Genomic DNA, 17,090 nt, shown 5'->3' with positions numbered 1-17,090 from the left:
CAGATCATGCACTGACAAAAGAAATAAAGGTGCCAGAATAACTATGAAACCCTCGCTCCAGCTTAAACTTGGCCAACAACTTGCCATGACGCCGCAACTGCAACAGGCTATTCGCCTGCTCCAGTTGTCGACGCTGGATTTACAGCAGGAAATTCAGGAAGCACTCGAAGCAAACCCTCTACTCGAACAAGATGACTCGTCCGATAACAACATTGACGGTGACAGCGCACAAGAATTTGAAAACGGCGATAACGCGACCGTCTCTGCTGACAGCTCTGATTCATTAGACAGTGCAGAAGCACTGAACCAACAAGAAATGCCCGATGATTTACCCGTCGACACGACATGGGACGATGTTTACAGCGCCAATACAGGGAGTACGGGTATTTCCCTTGGCGACGACATTCCCGTTTACCAAGGTGAAACCACAGAAACCTTGCATGACTATTTAGTCTGGCAGGTTCAGCTGACACCATTTACCGAGGTCGATTTAGCCATCGCAACCGCCATCATTGACGCCGTTGACGACAAAGGCTACCTCACTATCTCTTGCGAAGACATCCTCGACAGCTTGGGTGCTGAAGACGAAGAGGTTGAACTTGACGAGGTTGAAGCGGTACTAAAACGCGTTCAACAATTCGACCCTCTTGGTGTCGCTTCGCGTTCATTGCAAGAGTGCCTACTAATACAGCTTGCTGCATTTGCAGAAGACACGCCGTGGCTTACTGAGTCGCGCTTGGTGCTTCGAGACCACATGAACTCGTTGGCAAACCGCGATTTTCGTCAGATCATGAAAGAAACCAAACTACGTGAAGCAGACTTAAAAGAAGTTATGCGCCTCATCCACAGTTTGGAACCAAGGCCTGGCAACCTCATTGTCACCAATGAGGCTGAATACGTTATCCCTGATGTTTCGGTGTTCAAAGATCGTGGTAAATGGGTCGTTCAAATTAATCCTGACAGCGTGCCGCGTCTAAAAGTGAATCAGCAATATGCTGCATTAACTAAAAATGGCTGTAGTGCTGCAGACAGTCAGTTCATCCGCAGTCATCTCCAAGATGCTAAATGGTTGATTAAAAGCCTAGAAAGCCGAAATGAAACCCTTTTAAAAGTCGCTCGCTGCATCGTAGAACATCAACAAAATTTCTTTGAGTATGGTGAAGAGGCCATGAAGCCCATGGTACTGAACGACATCGCTCTTGCCGTAGACATGCACGAATCCACCATCTCGCGCGTTACCACACAAAAGTACATGCATACCCCGCGGGGTATCTTTGAATTGAAATACTTCTTCTCTAGCCATGTCAGTACCGACAATGGCGGTGAGTGCAGCTCAACGGCAATACGGGCGCTGGTGAAAAAGTTGGTCGCCGCAGAAAACCCGGCGAAGCCACTCAGCGACAGTAAAATTGCCACATTGCTGGCGGAGCAAGGGATCCAGGTAGCACGACGAACGATTGCGAAATATCGTGAGTCTCTGGGTATCGCTCCGTCAAATCAGCGCAAGCGCCTTATCTAGGCGTCTCAACCAGAAGGAAGATGTTTATGCAAATCAATCTGACCGGTCACCACGTCGAAGTTACAGACTCTCTCCGTGAATATGTGATGACTAAGTTTGATAAACTTGAGCGTTTCTTTGATCACATCAATAACGTTTACGTTGTGCTTAATGTCGAAAAATTGCAGCAGATTGCCGAAGCGACCTTGCATGTCAATAATGGCGAAATTCACGCGAAAGCCGATTCAGAGAATATGTATGCGGCCATAGACGCACTCACTGATAAGCTGATTAAGCAGTTAACCAAACACAAAGAAAAGTTGAATCACCATTAATCATGGAACTTAAAGACGTACTTAAATTGGACTGCACCAAAAGTGCAGTCCTTTGTTCAAGTAAGAAACGTGCACTTGAATTGATAAGCGAGCTCGCTGCCTCCGAGTTAGATCAAAACCCTCAAAAGTTGTTTGAATGCATGCTTGGCAGGGAAAAAATGGGCAGTACGGGTATTGGTAATGGTATTGCCATACCTCACGGACGCATTTTCAACAGTGATCACGCTGTCGGTGTGTTGGTTCAATGCGCTGAACCAATTGAGTTTGACGCGATCGACAACCAACCTGTCGATTTGCTTTTTGCGTTGTTCGTACCTGACGATCAATGTAAAGAACACCTCACCACACTGTCTCTCATTGCGCAAAAGCTTGGTGACAAACACATTTGCCGTCAACTTCGCCACGCCAGCTCCGACCAAGAGCTTTACGACATTATAACCGGATAGAGAATCGCACTCATGCAGCTGAAAATCGTCAGTGGACGTTCCGGCTCAGGGAAATCCGTTGCACTTCGTGTTTTGGAAGACTTGGGTTACTACTGCGTCGACAATCTTCCTGTTAATTTACTGCCTCAGTTTGTGGCAGAACAACTCGGTGGCGGTTCACAGATCGCAGTAAGTATTGATATTCGAAACATGCCTGATGATCCCGATGAAATTTCCCACACTTTGGCGAAGTTACCGAAAGATCTGGATATTGACCTGTTTTTCCTCGATGCCGATGACAAAGAACTCGTTAAACGCTTTAGTGAAACGCGTCGCTTGCACCCCCTATCTCGCAATAACCTCACACTTGAACAAGCGATAGAGCAGGAAAAACACCTCCTGACACCGTTAAAAGAGCGCGCGGACAAAGTCATTAACACCTCCTCGCATTCCGTCCATGATCTTAGCGAAGCCGTACGATCATTGGTACTTGGCCGCACCAATCGCGACTTGGTGATGGTGTTTGAATCATTTGGGTTCAAACATGGGCTCCCTTCTGATGCAGACTATGTGTTTGACGTACGTTTTCTGCCAAACCCTCACTGGGATCCTGCACTTCGTCCGCTAACCGGACTGGATGAACCCGTGAAGATGTTTCTCGCCTCAGAACAAGACGTGGCAATGCTCATCGCTCAGGTCAAAAGTTTTCTCGAATCTTGGATGCCTGCATTTGAAAAAAACAACCGCAGCTACCTTACCGTGGCAATCGGTTGTACCGGTGGACAGCATCGCTCCGTATATATTGCCCAGTTTTTGGGTGATTACTTTGCCGCTCATGGACAACAAGTTCAGATCCGTCACCGCACACTTGAAGGGAATCTATGAGTCAACTTAGCAAAGAAGTCCTGATCCGTAATCGATTAGGCTTACACGCTCGTGCTGCGGTCAAACTGGTTGAACTGGCACAAAGTTTTGACGCTGAAGTGACGATTTCTAAGGATGATCAAACCGTTACCGCTGACAGTGTCATGGCCATTTTATTGTTGGACTCCAGCCAAGGCGAACAAATCCAGATATCCGCAAATGGAGAGCAGGCAGAGCAAGCACTCCATGCTGTCACCTCGCTTATCGAAGCTGGATTTGACGAGGAGAGTTAAGTCTCTCGTTATTTCCCCTTCTCATCCCGTCTCAACTTTCCTACACGGGCAATTGTCCAAAGACACTGCCCGTAGATTGCGTTAATATTCATGTCATTGCGTTACCCGTCGTCAAACGGACAATTCCATGGCAGAGAATTACGAAGTAGAACAGCCTAGCCAAACGCACCAAACGTTGCAGGAAGTTAGTCGCGCCCTTGAAAACGGTATGTTCGTCCATGTCCGCCGCATGCTTGAGGACATGGAACCGGAAGACATTGCCCACCTTCTAGAGGCTTCCCCACCAAAGAGCCGTTTGGTTCTCTGGCAATTAACCGATCCCGAAGAACAGGGTGAGATCCTTGAAGAGCTGTCTGAAGACGTTAAAGACGGGATCATGGTACACATGCAACCGGATCAGCTTGCTGCTGCAACGGAAGGCATGGACACTGACGACGTCGCTTACCTACTGCGAAGCTTGCCTGAACAGGTCTCACAAGACGTTCTATCCCAGATGGATGCGCAGGATCGTGCGCGCGTAGAACAAGCGCTGGCATACCCGGAAGACACCGCCGGCGGTATGATGAATACCGACGTGGTAACCATACGCTCAGACGTTACTGTCGACGTGGTTCTTCGCTACCTTCGAATGAAAGGTGAACTGCCAGAAGCAACGGATGCCCTTTACGTTGTTGATGAAAACAGCCGTCTCATCGGTGAACTCCCCATCACCGTACTTTTGACCACCCAACCTGATACCGAAGTGCTCGATATCATGGAAGACGTGGACGATGCGATTCCGGTGGACATGGAAGACAGCGATGTCGCCAGCATCTTTGAGCGTCGAAACTGGGTATCTGCACCTGTTGTTGATGAAGAGCATCACCTGGTTGGCCGTATCACTATCGATGACGTGGTGGACATCATCCGTGAAGATGCTGAACACTCCATGATGAGTATGGCAGGTCTTGATGACGAAGAAGACACGTTTGCACCCGTGCTGAAATCAGCACGCAGCCGTAGCATCTGGCTAGGTTGTAATGTGCTTGCTGCCCTCGCTGCGGCCTCCGTCTCAAACTTATTTGAAGCGACGCTTCAGCAAATGGCAGCCATCGCCGTCTTGATGACCATCGTCCCTTCAATGGGTGGTGTTGCCGGTAACCAGACCGTCGCACTTGTTATCCGCGGTCTCGCCGTTGGCCATATTGGTGACTCCAACACCCGTTGGCTACTCAGCAAAGAAGCTCTCGTTGGCTTACTCAACGGTGTGGTTTGGGCGAGTATCATTGGTGGTATTGTGGTGCTATGGAAGGGCGACTTCATGCTGGGTGGCATTATCGCCGCTGCCATGCTGACAAATCTTTTTGTCGCGGGTGTCGCCGGTGTAACCGTGCCAATATTGCTGAAAAAGATGAAAGTCGACCCTGCATTGGCAGGCGGTATGGCGCTCACCACCATCACCGACATGGTTGGTCTCTCCGTCTTCCTCGGACTGGCTACCCTCTTCCTCGTATAACGAAAAAAAGGCTTTCTCTCGAAAGCCTTTTTCTTTTCATGGACTGATGCTAAGCACTTTTTGCTAAGCCAATTTCGTTGTAGCTAGGCCTCAAGCTTTTGAATCCCTGAAATATATGGCTGCAATCGCTAAGCCATTTGTGCCCTGGCGAGGCAGCAAGTATTTTTGTTCCTGGGAGCTTAGTAGGCTAAGTGACTAGGGCAAAAATATGCAGCAAACGACGCCAGGGTGCAAAGGGCGACGCGATTTACTCGCCGCCGACTTTCATTGATTCAATAAGCACCGACCCCATCTGGATTTGACTGCGGTATTCTGTGTCTGCACCTACTGCAACAATCTGCTTGTACATGTCAGCAAGGTTACCTGCGATGGTAAACTCGCTCACTGGGTACTTAATTTCACCGTTCTCAACCCAGAAGCCTGCTGCACCACGTGAGTAATCGCCAGTCACAACATTCACGCCCTGACCCATCAACTCGGTGACCAGCACGCCAGTACCCAGCTCTTTCAGCATTTGATCAAATGACTGTCCGGTGTTGCCCACAAACCAATTGTGAATACCACCAGCATGACCTGTTGGTTGCATACCCAGCTTGCGCGCTGCATAGCTGGTTGCTAGATAAGTCTGTAATACGCCGCCTTGAATGATATCAAGGTCTTTGGTCACCATTCCTTCACTGTCAAAAGGGGCGCTTGCCATGCCTTTCAACAGGTGAGGACGCTCATAAACCGAAAACCACTCAGGCAAAATTTGGTGACCGAGCTTGTCTAAAAGAAATGATGACTTGCGATATAAATTCGAGCCACTGATCCCCATCACTAAGTGACCGAGCAATCCCGTCGCAACGTCGGCGGCAAACATTACTGGAACCTGACAGGTTTTCATACGCTGCGGTTCAATACGCATGAGGGTGCGTTTCGCCGCTTCAATACCGACTTGTTGTGGCGTCCAAAGATCGCGTTTATCACGGGCAACCGTATAACTGTAATCACGTTCCATGCCTTTGCTATCTTCGGCAATCACGCTACAACTGATGCTGTGACGGCTTGATGCGTAGCTACCCAGCATGCCATGGCTGTTTCCGTAAACTCTTACGCCGTAGTGACTGTCGTAACTTGCGCCATCACTAAATTTAATACGGCCATCGTAATCCAGCGCTGCACGCTCCGCCGCGATAGCTTTCTCTGCGGCATGATCAGGCTCGGGCTCATCTGGGTAAAAAAGATCCAGATCAGGATATTCGTATGCCATCAGCTCTGCTGGCGCAGGCCCTGAGAAAGGGTCTTCAGAGGTGTAGTTAGCAATATCGAGGGCCGCTTCTACGGTCTCTGCGATGGCTTTTTCCGAAAGATCAGATGTCGAAGCACTGCCTTTGCGTTGTCCGCGATACACAGTGATCCCCAAAGCACCATCACTATTGAATTCAACGCTTTCAACTTCGCACATGCGCGTTGCGACACTGATACCTGTCGTTTTGGTAATCGCGACTTCTGCTGCATCGGCTTTTTTACTCGCCATCTCCAGAGCTCGCGATACTGCGACTTCGAGCTCGGCACGCTGCTGAGCAACCTGTTGTTTCACGTCCATAAACTCATCACATAATGTTTGTTAATTCTAAGCATACCACTCCCTCCGCCCTGCGGGCCTAAAAAACTCAGGGAAACACGGTATTTACTCACAGAAAAGTCCCTTTTGATAGGCGACGCATAACTTCAAATAAAAAGGGATGTCGGCTTAGGAATTGTTCAGTATTTCTTGTTCTTCCGATTTCGGTATACACTACGCCGTTAAAGTAAGCGATAACCTCGGGATTGAATATGGGCCGCAAGAATAAAAGAGAGCCTTGGGAAGAGGAAGAAGAAATCATCTGGGTTAGCCGATCCGAGATGAAGCGTGACATGGAAGAACTGCAAAAACTGGGTGAAGAGCTGGTTTCTCTTAAGCCGGGTATTTTGGCGAAGTTTCCTCTAGATGATGATCTTCGCGATGCGGTCATTGATGCACAGCGTTTTGAAAAAGAAGCAAGACGCCGTCAACTGCAGTTGATCGGAAAAATGATGCGTACTCGTGATCCTGAGCCAATTCAAGCGGCACTTGATCTGTTGCGTAACAAGCACAGCCAGCAGTCTATTGAATTGAAGAAAATAGAGAAAATGCGTGATCGCTTGATTGCCGAAGGCGACAAAGCGATCAATGACGTTGTTGCTACTCATCCAACGGCCGATCGTCAAAAGCTACGCCAACTGGCGCGTCAGGCGAAGAAAGAGTTGGAAGGTAACAAGCCGCCTAAAGCTTCTCGTGAAATTTTCCAGATTCTGAAAGCTCTAAGAGCAGAAGACGCGGAATAAGAAAAAGCCGGAACTGTGTTCCGGCTTTTTCTTTGCGATCTCTTTTCTCTGTGTGGTGGTGAGTTTACTCGGTGCCACCCACGGTCATCGCGTCTAGCTTGAGTGTGGGTTGTCCCACACCGACCGCCACGCTCTGACCTGCTTTACCACAGACACCCACGCCACGATCCAGTTTCAGATCATTACCGACCATAGAAACCTGCTGCATCGCTTCAATGCCGCTACCAATCAATGTCGCACCTTTCACAGGGGTCGTCACTTTACCGTTTTCAATCAGATACGCTTCACTGGTTGAGAACACAAACTTACCCGACGTAATGTCTACCTGACCACCGCCAAAGTTTGGTGCATACAAGCCATATTCTACGCTGCTAATGATGTCTTCCGGTGTGCTTTCGCCCGCCAACATATAAGTGTTCGTCATGCGAGGCATTGGCAGATGTGCGTAAGACTCTCGACGCCCGTTACCCGTTGGAGCAACGCCCATCAAATGTGCATTGTGTTTATCCTGCATGTAACCTTTCAAGATACCGTTCTCGATAAGCACGTTATATTGGCCAGGCACACCTTCATCATCAATGTTCAGTGAGCCTCGGCGGTCTTTCAACGTACCATCATCTACAATGGTACAAAGCGTAGAGGTCACCTGCTCGCCAATTTGACCGGTGAAGACAGACGATTCTTTACGGTTAAAGTCGCCTTCTAACCCGTGCCCTACAGCTTCGTGCAACAATACACCCGGCCAACCTGCACCTAATACTACAGGCATGCTACCTGCTGGCGCTGGCTTGGCATGCAGATTAATCAGCGCTTGTCGCACCGCCTCATCGGCATAATGCATCGCAACGGTTTTTCCATCTTCATCACTGACAAAGTACTCGTAACCAAAACGGCCACCGCCACCCGCAGCACCACGTTCACGCTTGCCATCTTTTTCTACCAATACGCTGACAGAAAGGCGGACAAGCGGGCGAATATCCGCGGCATATGTACCGTCGGTTGCCGCAATCAGCACTTGCTCGTAAACACCACTAATGCTCGCAGACACTTCCTGGATCAGCGGCTCCTTTGCACGGATATATACATCCACTTCTTTAAGCAGGGCGATTTTTTCCTGCTTTGACATGCTATGTAGAGGATCAATCGCTTGATATATTTCTGGATACTGTCTCGTCGAGAAAGCAGAAACGTTAAGTTTTCCGCCCTTATCGGCGATACCACGCGCAGCTGTTGCGCTTTGCATCAACGCATCGGCATTAATTTGGTCCGAGTAAGCAAAGCCCGTTTTCTCACCCGTAATAGCGCGAACACCCACACCACGATCGATATTAAACGACCCATCTTTGATGATGCTATCTTCCAATACGAGCGACTCATGCCAGCATGACTGGAAATACACATCACCGTAATCGATATTTCGTGCAGCCAAATGCTCCAACGTTTGGCTAATTTGACTTTTGCTGATACCTGAAAGGTGCAGCATCGTTTCTTCGACGTGTTCCAGACTCATGAATTAACTGCTCTTTAGCACTGAAAATAGGATGCCCTGCAACAAATAAAGTGGCAGGGATATAGATGTTTCGAGACTGCGCTATTTCATCGCGCATTGCAACCTAGCATGCTGCAATAGAGGCATTTTGCTGCGAATCGCACTGTTGGTCGCAAGGTCGACGTCGGCCCACGCGGTACCGATATGGTCGTTCAGCGAGCATGAAACCTGCCCCCAAGGATCGACAATCATCGAATGTCCGTAGGTTTCACGCCCACCTTCATGCGCACCACACTGTGCGGCTGCCAGCACCCAGCATTGCGTTTCAATGGCACGAGCACGAAGCAATACTTCCCAATGTGCATTTCCGGTCACTTTGGTAAATGCGGCAGGAACGACAATGATGTCTGCGCCACGCTGACGCAATGCGGTATACAACTGAGGAAAGCGGATGTCATAGCAAATAGACAGGCCCAATGTGCCAAAAGGCGTGTCTACAAGCGCCATTTCTTGACCGGGTTTGAAGGTGTCTGATTCACGATAGCTGCGATGATTATCAGCGATATCAACGTCGAACATATGCAGCTTCTCATAAGAAGCACGCAAGTTTCCGGCCGCATCGTAGACCAAGCACGTCGTACTGAGCGTTCCGTCATTATTGCGAATGGGGAAAGACCCGATAACCAACCAGATACCGAGCTCAAACGCGAGCTGAGAAAGCTTCTTTTGAAGCGGGCCATGGCCAAGGTGCTCCGCGTATTTCTCGTAGTCTTCCTTTTTTCCGAATACCAGCGTGTTTTCAGGTGTGACGACAAGGCGTGCGCCTTGCGCGCGTAATTGCTTTAACTGCCCCTCCAATACATCGAAGTTGTCTTCCGCAATCGCGCCCGAGTTCATTTGTACAACGCCAAATTTGGTCATTATGGTTTGCTCCCTTGCTGTTCGGTTCGCAGACGTTCAGTAGCCTGCTCAGGTAACGTCACCTCTCCCGTAATACGAGACAGTTCCCTGACGACGGGATCATCAATTGACCCGGTTACCTGATACCTGACTTGGGTAAACGCATCTACGACTGGCGAAATCACGGTAGTAACTGCAAGTACATAGAGTGCGGTTTGTGGCGTAACAGCAAAAGCGGTGAACACAGGAATGCCAGATGTTAAATCCGGGACAAAGCGGACATCAGCATTTACCTGATTTTCCACCAAATTTGCTATCCCTTTAATAAACATATCACCTGCCAGCGCATTCATCTGAATATTATCAGTGACCACGACCCCGTTCGTGATTGCTGCACTGCCACTTATCTCATCAAAAGCAAGACCGTCTTCAAATACCCCAGAAAAATCAAGCTGCATTTTTCTCAAAATCGAATCAAGGCTGAATAGGCCTAGCAAGCGTCCTGCACCGCCGACACCACTGACATAACCATTTTCCAGCTTCGTTTCTACACTGCCATCTAGGGTTGATAAATTTATGGACCACGGCGTACCGTTAAAGCTCAGGTTAGACTTTGTCATAAAGCTGGCATCTTGGATCCCGCCAGACACAGCAAAGCGCCCCATCAAGTCGCTACTATTAGCGTCTTTGATATCAAACTTAATCTGGCTCTCGTTAAGTCCTTTCTCCGAGATATGCCACTTCCCGTTTGCTGTGAGTCGCGTATCTCCACTGCCAATCGACATTTTAGAAAGTGTCAGCGTTTTATCTGATTTCAACAATTGGGCTTCAACACGCCCCAAGCGATAACCTTGAACCCAGAGCTCGTCAATCACGAGATCGGTTGAGGGAATCTTCGCCATGATGGCTCTGTCAGTGTTGCTGGCAAAGCTGGTTTTTCGGGTAGCATCACTATCCTCTTCGGCTCCCTTTTCTAAATCAACATTCAAGAAAAGGTGCTCGATAGAGACCGTAAGTCGCTCTTTACCGTCCCACCATGCATCACCCGCCAACTCTTCACTACCAACCAAAATATGGAAGCCGTCACTTTTCTCGCGAGCCGCCATTGAGAACTTGTTCAGGGTCAACTCCCCAGCAAGTAATTTCTTCGCTTTAACATTCACGCGAGAGGGCTCTGGGACAATAACAGGAAACGATTTGTCACTCTGACTTTCAGCCTCTTGAAGCCGTGATAAGACCGTTTTCCAAGACGCGAGATCCAAGGTCGAGACATCAATGCTTACTGCGTTACCCAGCAAAGGGTGTAAAGACAGTTCTCCATCACCAACTACTAAGCGGCTGCGTAAAACTTCCGGCAACGCCCCTTGAATATCCACATCGGCCTGATATTTCACATTTGGCAGCGTCACTTGACCAACCAAACGCTCTCCATTCCCCGATGCTCTTAACGTTCCTTTGCTGTTTTGCAAAGCAATCTTATCAAGTGGCGCCGGCAAATCGATGCGCATTTTAGCCAGATCAGCATCCAGCTTAACGTCATACGTGAAACCGATATCCTTAAGAGCAACACCGACATCCAAGTCCCATGAGGATTCACCTTCTACCAGATCCAAATCGGGCAGTGTTAACGCAGACTTCAACTTGTCCGCCTGCCAATTCCCTTTAATATCAATATCAATCAGGTAGTTGTCTGACTCTGTTTCACCGTTAAAGCCAACGTGAATTGGCTGCTCCAATAAGATGGCGTCAAAGCCTTTTGACCAGACAACATCGTTATGAAACGCGATAGTGCCGTTGACCTTGTTCAGTGTCATCTCAGGGCTGACAATCGATACGACATTGTTATTCAACTGCGCAGAGCCTTTCACATCGACATCATCACCGTTAAGCGGAATATTGAGATCGATGCTGCCAGTGACCTCCCCACCTACCTGAATTTGGGTCAATGCAGCGCCTACAGAGTCCACCAATGGAGTTGCAAGCATATACTTATGCAGCTCATCACCTGTCGCCTGAATATCGGCGTTAATGAGCAGTTTTGAGTAATCTTCACTGAATGATGGTATTTCGCCTTTCACGTTATATCCACGCGCTTTCATCAAGCGAACATTGGAGGCATCCAAGAACATTGAGTCATTCTGGAAAAGAAGATCTAAGCGTAAGTCGGTAAGCGTCGGCCACTGGGTATCGAAGCTGAACTGGCCATTATTGATCGGCACATACGCTTGGAAAACACCTTCATTTTTTAAATATGGAAAGGTCTCGAAGTCACCAAACCACACCAGTTTTGCATGATCTGCTTGCCCGCCACGAATCGCGGATGAAAGATAATCTGTCAGCTCAAAGCCCAGTGCCAACGTCGGTAAATATCGCCAGGTTTCACCCGCATCATTGGCGTTAGCCTCGGCGTAAAATGCCAACCATGGTTCACCGCTATGAGGGAGATCCAAACGAAACTCGCCGAGGACGTTAATATGGGGGGCCGCAACTGCCACATGATCAGACCAAATCACCGTCCGCGAATCGTTGTAGTCCCAATAAATCGATACGTCACCGTGTTTGATATTCAATGGCGCTTGGAAGAAGTTTCCATAAGGCAGGATGTCATCTTTCATCGACAACACCGCTTTACCTTTGGTGCCAACGCCGAGAATGTCCATATCCAATTTATGCACTTCAGGCAGGTAGCTCCAACGATTAAAGGCTAGCTTGCTAACAGACGCCGAGTACGAGACATCTTCACCCTGTTTTTGCGCGACACGTATATCACGAACATGCCCGGCTGGCGCAAGCCACTGCAGCGCATTCTCGACGCCTTCAGGTAATGCCACGATTTCAGTCAATGGCGTAAGAAGCTGAATGTCCGCCTCGCCGACATTCAGTCGCCAGTTATCACGGCTAACGTTTAATTTCACTTGCGGATCAGGCCAAAGGCTTTCACCCGATTTGATTGCAAAACCATGTGTTGCAAGCTGCCATTCATTCTCACTGGTGCTGGAGAGAAAAACCTGACCTTGGGCGATAGACAAACTTCGAGTGCGTCCTTGAGATTCAATCGCTGTTGATTTCGGACCCCATGCCATCGCTGTCTCAGCTATGTTCAACAGGGCTTTTTGGGGTAATCCCTGCTCGACGGTCAGCCATACCTCTCCCCCGACCGTCGCGCTGAAAAGCTTAAACTCTGGGTTGATGTAGTTACTGACCCACTCTTGGAGTGAAACGTCCTCGGCCTTGACATAAAACTCACCATCAAGCGAAGTCAGACCTCGGTTTTCAGTGAATACCCCCCGAATATCAACCTGATTGAGCGATGTTCCTTCGACACTTACCACGCCTTGAACGTGATGTTTACCGGATTGGTTATCCCAAAGCAGAGATTCTATGGCAATCGTTTGTCGCTCCTCAGAGGGCGACATCACTATCAACCGGGCGTCATGAACCGAAAAATGTCCTAGTCCGACTAAAAACAGTTGCTCTAACTGTTTTTTAAGCCCAGTTTCTTCTTTGTCGTTTCGAGCAGGTAATTGGGTTAAATCAAGGCGCAAGCCATCAATGCTTACGGTAGAAAATGTCGGTTCCCACGTCGTCAGCGATCCCCAGAGGTCAATCTGAATATCAATGCTGTCAGCCGTTAATACCGTGTGATGACGAGACGCTGTCGACAACGACAGATCATGAAGCGTTAAAGAAGGGACAAGGTTCCGCCAATGGCCTTTGAACGAGCTAAAGTCTACGGAAAAACCGCTGACCTCATTCGCCCATTTTTGCATCGGTGCTTTGGCAGTATCCAAGTGAGGTAAAAGCAGGCGCATTGCGCCTGTCACTATTGCGGTAAGCACCAGCATACTTACCAACACCCACTTGATTGATGTCGCTATCCGACGGGCAAATCTCACCATCAACAGCTGCTACTCATTACATCATCACGACGTCAAACTGCTCTTGTGCATAGAGCGGCTCGACATGCACTTTCACTTGCTTTCCGATAAACACCTCAAGCTCCGCAACAGCATGAGATTCTTCACCTTCCAACGCCTCGCCAACCGCAGGTGATGCATAAACCACAAATTTATCAGCATCATAGGCGCGGTTAACACGGGTGATTTCGCGCAGAATTTCGTAGCATACGGTCTCAATCGTTTTCACCGTACCTCGGCCTTCACAGCTTGGGCATTGACCACAAAGTACATGCTCGATGCTCTCTCTGGTGCGCTTGCGCGTCATTTCTACCAGACCTAACTGTGTGAAGCCGTTGATGTTGGTTTTGACGCGATCGCGCGCCAATGCCAATTCTAAAGACTGAATAACACGCTGACGGTGCTCATCTGCACTCATATCAATGAAGTCGATAATGATAATGCCGCCAAGATTACGCAGGCGAAGCTGACGAGCAATGGCACGTGTCGCTTCAATGTTGGTATTGAAAATCGTTTCTTCGAGGTTACGACGGCCAACAAATGCCCCCGTGTTGATGTCAATGGTCGTCATCGCCTCAGTTTGATCGATGATGAGGTAACCACCCGATTTGAGCTCAACTTTACGATCCAATGAACGCTGAATTTCGTTCTCGGTGTCGTACATATCGAAGATCGGCTGTTCACCTGTGTAGAGCTCAATGCGATCGCTTAATTCAGGCACAAACTCTTCGGTAAACTCGCGCAGTGCTTCCATACCGGTTCTTGAATCAATACGAATGATATTGAGCTCTGTACCCACAAAGTCACGCAGAATACGCTGTGCCAAACCCAGCTCACCATAGAGCATGGACTTCGAAGGTCGCTTAGAGCGGCGCTCAATCACCTTATTCCAAAGGCGTTTAAGAAATGCTGCATCATGCGACATCTCTTCATCCGACGCGCCTTCTGCAGCGGTACGGATAATAAACCCGCCTAAGTCATCACAGTATTCGCCCACGATTTTTTTCAGACGATCACGCTCTTTTTCACTCTCTATTCGCTGAGAGACACCCACGTGAGAGGCCCCTGGCATAAAGACCAGATAACGTGATGGCAAGGTAATGTCAGTGGTTAAGCGTGCACCTTTCGTGCCCAATGGATCCTTAACAACTTGAACGACAATATCCTGACCTTGGCGAACAAGCTCTGATATATCACGAACTTGAAACTGCTGTTTTTCGTTTTCTGCCACACATTCAGTATGAGGAACAATATCGGAGGCATGCAAGAACGCGGCTTTATCCAGGCCAATATCAACAAACGCAGCTTGCATTCCTGGCAAGACTCGACTGACTTTGCCTTTGTAAATATTGCCCACGATCCCACGTTTGGCTTCTCGTTCGATATGCACTTCTTGAAGATTGCCACCTTCAATCATGGCGACACGCGTTTCTGTCGGCGTTACATTAATTAGCAACTCTGTATTCATAGGTTTTCACCGCTTAATTTTTTAAATTCGTTAAACAGAGCGTCTGTTTCATAAAGAGGCAAACCAACCACTGCATGGTAGCTACCTTCAATGCGAGTAACGAAACGGCCTCCGAGACCTTGAATAGCGTAGCTTCCAGCCTTGTCACAAGGTTCTCCGCTTTCCCAATAAGCATCTATCTCTTCTAAAGACAGCGACTTAAACCATACATCTGTTGTGACAAGCGTAGTCAGGGATTGGTTCCTGTCGGCCAGCGTAACTGCGGTCATTACCTGATGTTTACGTCCCGATAATAACGACAGCATTTGATGAGAATGTTCGATGTTTTCTGGTTTTTCCATGACCTGACCATCGCACACAACGATGGTGTCAGAGCCCAGAACAGGAAGATTGAGAGGTGATACATGAACACCCGCCATGGCCTTATCAAAGGACAAACGGCGGACATAGTCCACCGCTTCTTCTTGAGCTTGGCGTTGCTCTTCAACATCGACCCGCAATACTTCGAAACGAAGATTCAATTGTTCCAGCAATGCCTTCCTGCGGGGAGAGGCAGATGCGAGATAAAGTTGAAGATCGGCCATTGGCTCACCACTTTATTTAATCGAAAACTGACGACGTACCCGCCGTAACAGTAAAAATAACCAAGGCCACAGTAAGAAGTTAAGCACACCGGACCAAAGAAGCGTCGGATCAAACTTCACATCTGAAACTAAATATTCCGCCCAAAATTCGAGGACTTTGCCCGCCAACGTCAGCAGCGACAAAATCGCAGCTTGCTGCCACAGTGACATATTGCGCAGCATTTGAAAGTTCAGAGCAACGATATACACCAGCACAGACATCATCAGTCCGCGCACGCCCAAGGTGGAACCCAGCATCAGATCCCACAATAAGCCTAATACCAGTGCGGTACCTACATTCACTCGATGCGGGAGTGCCAGCACCCAATAAAAAGCCACAAGCAAAACCCATGACGGTCTAAATGGCGCGAGTTCTCCCGGCCAGGGTGCCGCCTGTAGAATAAGAGCGACAATAAACGATAGCCAAATAAGTGCGTGGCCACGCAATGTTGAATTAGCCATCTGTCTTCTCTTGTTGTTCTACGGGTTCGGCGTTACTCGGTGCATTTTGCTGTGGGACATCAGCCTCTGGGGCTTCTGTTTTATCCACATTGGTCGGCCAAACCAGCAACAGGTATCGTAGGCGGTCAAACTGCACTTCAGGCTTTGCATCAACTTGTGCAAAAGGTCGACGGTTATCAAACGAAAACGATGTCACTTTGGCGACGGGATAGCCTTCAGGGAAGACGCCTCCCAATCCGGATGTCACCAACATGTCACCCGGCTCTATGTCCGCACTGCTTGGTATGTTTTCGAGTTGAATGTTATCTGTCTGTCCACGTCCTGCTGCGATAACCCGCACATCATTCCTGACCACTTGAACAGGGATCGCATGCGTTGGATCAGTGATCAGCAAAACACGGCTGTTGTGTGCCCCGACGTAAGAAACTTGTCCGACGATCCCCCGCTCATTGATCACGGGCTGGCCTTCATACACACCGTTTGTGCGACCTTTATCGATCATGACTTGGTGTTTGTAAGGGTCGGAGTCTACCGCCATCACCTCCGCCACCATTTTGCGTTCGTCGCGAACAAATGGCGAACCCAGCAACTCTCTTAGACGCTGATTTTCCTGCTCAATTTGATCAAACAACAGCTGGCCAGAGCGAAGCGTTAACACTTCCTCTTTCAGTTTGGCGTTATCGATAAGAAGTTGCTGATGTGACGTGAATTGTCGGAACAGATTGTCCAGCATATCTCGCGGTACATTCGATGCGTATTGCAGCGGAGCGACCACGGAGTTCAGTACATAACGGAAGTTTGTAAACGCACCTAGACGGCTATCAGCCAGCATTAAGCTGGCTGATACCAAAAGAGCAAACAACAGGCGTAATTGTAGAGATGGCCCACGGCCAAATATTGGTTTCATTCAGTTACAACCTGTAATTGGGCGAGTTGGTACCCCATTATTCATGGTGGGCACCAAGACACCTT

The 17,090-nt window shown here is 48.7% G+C and carries 15 protein-coding genes; 7 read left to right on the top strand and 8 right to left on the bottom strand.

The features are described 5' to 3' along the window. Window positions 1–43: 43 nt before the first annotated feature. The 6 genes from B5D35_RS01100 (at window position 44) to mgtE (ending at window position 4,910) form a co-directional block, all read left to right on the top strand. Window positions 44–1,519, top strand: a complete 1,476-nt coding sequence (locus B5D35_RS01100) for an RNA polymerase factor sigma-54 (protein ID WP_078750780.1) — start codon at window positions 44–46, stop codon at window positions 1,517–1,519. A gap of 26 nt (window positions 1,520–1,545) precedes the next feature. After that, complete coding sequence (hpf, locus tag B5D35_RS01095) at window positions 1,546–1,833, top strand: ribosome hibernation promoting factor (RefSeq protein WP_078750779.1); 288 nt, start codon at window positions 1,546–1,548, stop codon at window positions 1,831–1,833. Between the two features lie 2 nt (window positions 1,834–1,835). Beyond that, window positions 1,836–2,279, top strand: coding sequence for a PTS IIA-like nitrogen regulatory protein PtsN (gene ptsN, locus B5D35_RS01090; protein ID WP_078750778.1), 444 nt, complete (start codon window positions 1,836–1,838; stop codon window positions 2,277–2,279). Between the two features lie 12 nt (window positions 2,280–2,291). Then, a complete protein-coding gene (gene rapZ / locus B5D35_RS01085; protein WP_078750777.1) occupies window positions 2,292–3,143 on the top strand; it encodes an RNase adapter RapZ in 852 nt (283 codons plus the stop codon). Further along, window positions 3,140–3,415: an HPr family phosphocarrier protein gene (locus tag B5D35_RS01080; RefSeq protein ID WP_078750776.1), complete on the top strand. Its 276-nt coding sequence runs from the start codon at window positions 3,140–3,142 to the stop codon at window positions 3,413–3,415. Before rapZ ends, B5D35_RS01080 begins: the two co-directional genes overlap by 4 nt. 127 nt (window positions 3,416–3,542) lie before the next feature. Next, window positions 3,543–4,910, top strand: coding sequence for a magnesium transporter (gene mgtE, locus B5D35_RS01075; protein ID WP_078750775.1), 1,368 nt, complete (start codon window positions 3,543–3,545; stop codon window positions 4,908–4,910). A gap of 247 nt (window positions 4,911–5,157) precedes the next feature. Here mgtE and pmbA read toward each other — a convergent pair whose 3' ends face one another. Further along, entirely contained in the window at window positions 5,158–6,498 is a 1,341-nt protein-coding gene (pmbA, locus tag B5D35_RS01070; RefSeq protein ID WP_078750774.1) for a metalloprotease PmbA, read from the bottom strand. Window positions 6,499–6,728: 230 nt separating this feature from the next. Here pmbA and yjgA point away from each other — a divergent pair, with 230 nt between their 5' ends. After that, window positions 6,729–7,259 (top strand): ribosome biogenesis factor YjgA, encoded by a 531-nt coding sequence (gene yjgA / locus B5D35_RS01065; RefSeq protein WP_078750773.1) that lies wholly within the window; start codon window positions 6,729–6,731, stop codon window positions 7,257–7,259. Between the two features lie 64 nt (window positions 7,260–7,323). On the opposite strand, the gene tldD is transcribed toward yjgA, so the two are convergent. The 7 genes from tldD to mreC all read right to left on the bottom strand — a co-directional run bounded on the left by tldD (window position 7,324) and on the right by mreC (window position 17,025). After that, window positions 7,324–8,769, bottom strand: a complete 1,446-nt coding sequence (gene tldD / locus B5D35_RS01060) for a metalloprotease TldD (protein WP_078750772.1) — start codon at window positions 8,767–8,769, stop codon at window positions 7,324–7,326. An 81-nt stretch (window positions 8,770–8,850) separates the two neighbouring features. Continuing rightward, window positions 8,851–9,669, bottom strand: a complete 819-nt coding sequence (locus tag B5D35_RS01055) for a carbon-nitrogen hydrolase family protein (RefSeq protein ID WP_078750771.1) — start codon at window positions 9,667–9,669, stop codon at window positions 8,851–8,853. Then, window positions 9,669–13,547, bottom strand: coding sequence for a YhdP family protein (locus tag B5D35_RS01050; protein WP_078750770.1), 3,879 nt, complete (start codon window positions 13,545–13,547; stop codon window positions 9,669–9,671). The genes B5D35_RS01055 and B5D35_RS01050 overlap by 1 nt, the downstream gene beginning before the upstream one ends. Before the next feature lie 16 nt (window positions 13,548–13,563). Further along, a complete protein-coding gene (gene rng, locus B5D35_RS01045) occupies window positions 13,564–15,033 on the bottom strand; it encodes a ribonuclease G (protein WP_078750769.1) in 1,470 nt (489 codons plus the stop codon). After that, a complete protein-coding gene (locus B5D35_RS01040) occupies window positions 15,030–15,617 on the bottom strand; it encodes a Maf family protein (RefSeq protein WP_078750768.1) in 588 nt (195 codons plus the stop codon). Before B5D35_RS01040 ends, rng begins: the two co-directional genes overlap by 4 nt. A 12-nt stretch (window positions 15,618–15,629) precedes the next feature. Further along, window positions 15,630–16,118: a rod shape-determining protein MreD gene (gene mreD / locus B5D35_RS01035; RefSeq protein WP_067419679.1), complete on the bottom strand. Its 489-nt coding sequence runs from the start codon at window positions 16,116–16,118 to the stop codon at window positions 15,630–15,632. After that, a complete protein-coding gene (gene mreC / locus B5D35_RS01030; protein WP_078750767.1) occupies window positions 16,111–17,025 on the bottom strand; it encodes a rod shape-determining protein MreC in 915 nt (304 codons plus the stop codon). Before mreC ends, mreD begins: the two co-directional genes overlap by 8 nt. Window positions 17,026–17,090: the final 65 nt, after the last annotated feature.

It is taken from the genome of Enterovibrio nigricans DSM 22720 (genome assembly GCF_900167155.1).
Classification (GTDB): domain Bacteria; phylum Pseudomonadota; class Gammaproteobacteria; order Enterobacterales; family Vibrionaceae; genus Enterovibrio; species Enterovibrio nigricans.
Note: the sequence above shows the minus strand (reverse complement) of the source record. Positions and strands in the feature narration are given on the sequence as shown.

What these genes read in the sequence shown, in the direction of transcription:
- B5D35_RS01055 (WP_078750771.1), bottom strand. Translation starts at nt 9,669, where the DNA reads ATGACCAAATTTGGCGTTGTACAAATGAACTCGGGCGCGATTGCGGAA.
- B5D35_RS01100 (WP_078750780.1), top strand. Translation starts at nt 44, where the DNA reads ATGAAACCCTCGCTCCAGCTTAAACTTGGCCAACAACTTGCCATGACG.
- mgtE (WP_078750775.1), top strand. Translation starts at nt 3,543, where the DNA reads ATGGCAGAGAATTACGAAGTAGAACAGCCTAGCCAAACGCACCAAACG.
- B5D35_RS01080 (WP_078750776.1), top strand. Translation starts at nt 3,140, where the DNA reads ATGAGTCAACTTAGCAAAGAAGTCCTGATCCGTAATCGATTAGGCTTA.
- ptsN (WP_078750778.1), top strand. Translation starts at nt 1,836, where the DNA reads ATGGAACTTAAAGACGTACTTAAATTGGACTGCACCAAAAGTGCAGTC.
- pmbA (WP_078750774.1), bottom strand. Translation starts at nt 6,498, where the DNA reads ATGGACGTGAAACAACAGGTTGCTCAGCAGCGTGCCGAGCTCGAAGTC.
- tldD (WP_078750772.1), bottom strand. Translation starts at nt 8,769, where the DNA reads ATGAGTCTGGAACACGTCGAAGAAACGATGCTGCACCTTTCAGGTATC.
- rng (WP_078750769.1), bottom strand. Translation starts at nt 15,033, where the DNA reads ATGAATACAGAGTTGCTAATTAATGTAACGCCGACAGAAACGCGTGTC.
- B5D35_RS01040 (WP_078750768.1), bottom strand. Translation starts at nt 15,617, where the DNA reads ATGGCCGATCTTCAACTTTATCTCGCATCTGCCTCTCCCCGCAGGAAG.
- rapZ (WP_078750777.1), top strand. Translation starts at nt 2,292, where the DNA reads ATGCAGCTGAAAATCGTCAGTGGACGTTCCGGCTCAGGGAAATCCGTT.
- hpf (WP_078750779.1), top strand. Translation starts at nt 1,546, where the DNA reads ATGCAAATCAATCTGACCGGTCACCACGTCGAAGTTACAGACTCTCTC.
- mreC (WP_078750767.1), bottom strand. Translation starts at nt 17,025, where the DNA reads ATGAAACCAATATTTGGCCGTGGGCCATCTCTACAATTACGCCTGTTG.
- yjgA (WP_078750773.1), top strand. Translation starts at nt 6,729, where the DNA reads ATGGGCCGCAAGAATAAAAGAGAGCCTTGGGAAGAGGAAGAAGAAATC.
- mreD (WP_067419679.1), bottom strand. Translation starts at nt 16,118, where the DNA reads ATGGCTAATTCAACATTGCGTGGCCACGCACTTATTTGGCTATCGTTT.
- B5D35_RS01050 (WP_078750770.1), bottom strand. Translation starts at nt 13,547, where the DNA reads ATGGTGAGATTTGCCCGTCGGATAGCGACATCAATCAAGTGGGTGTTG.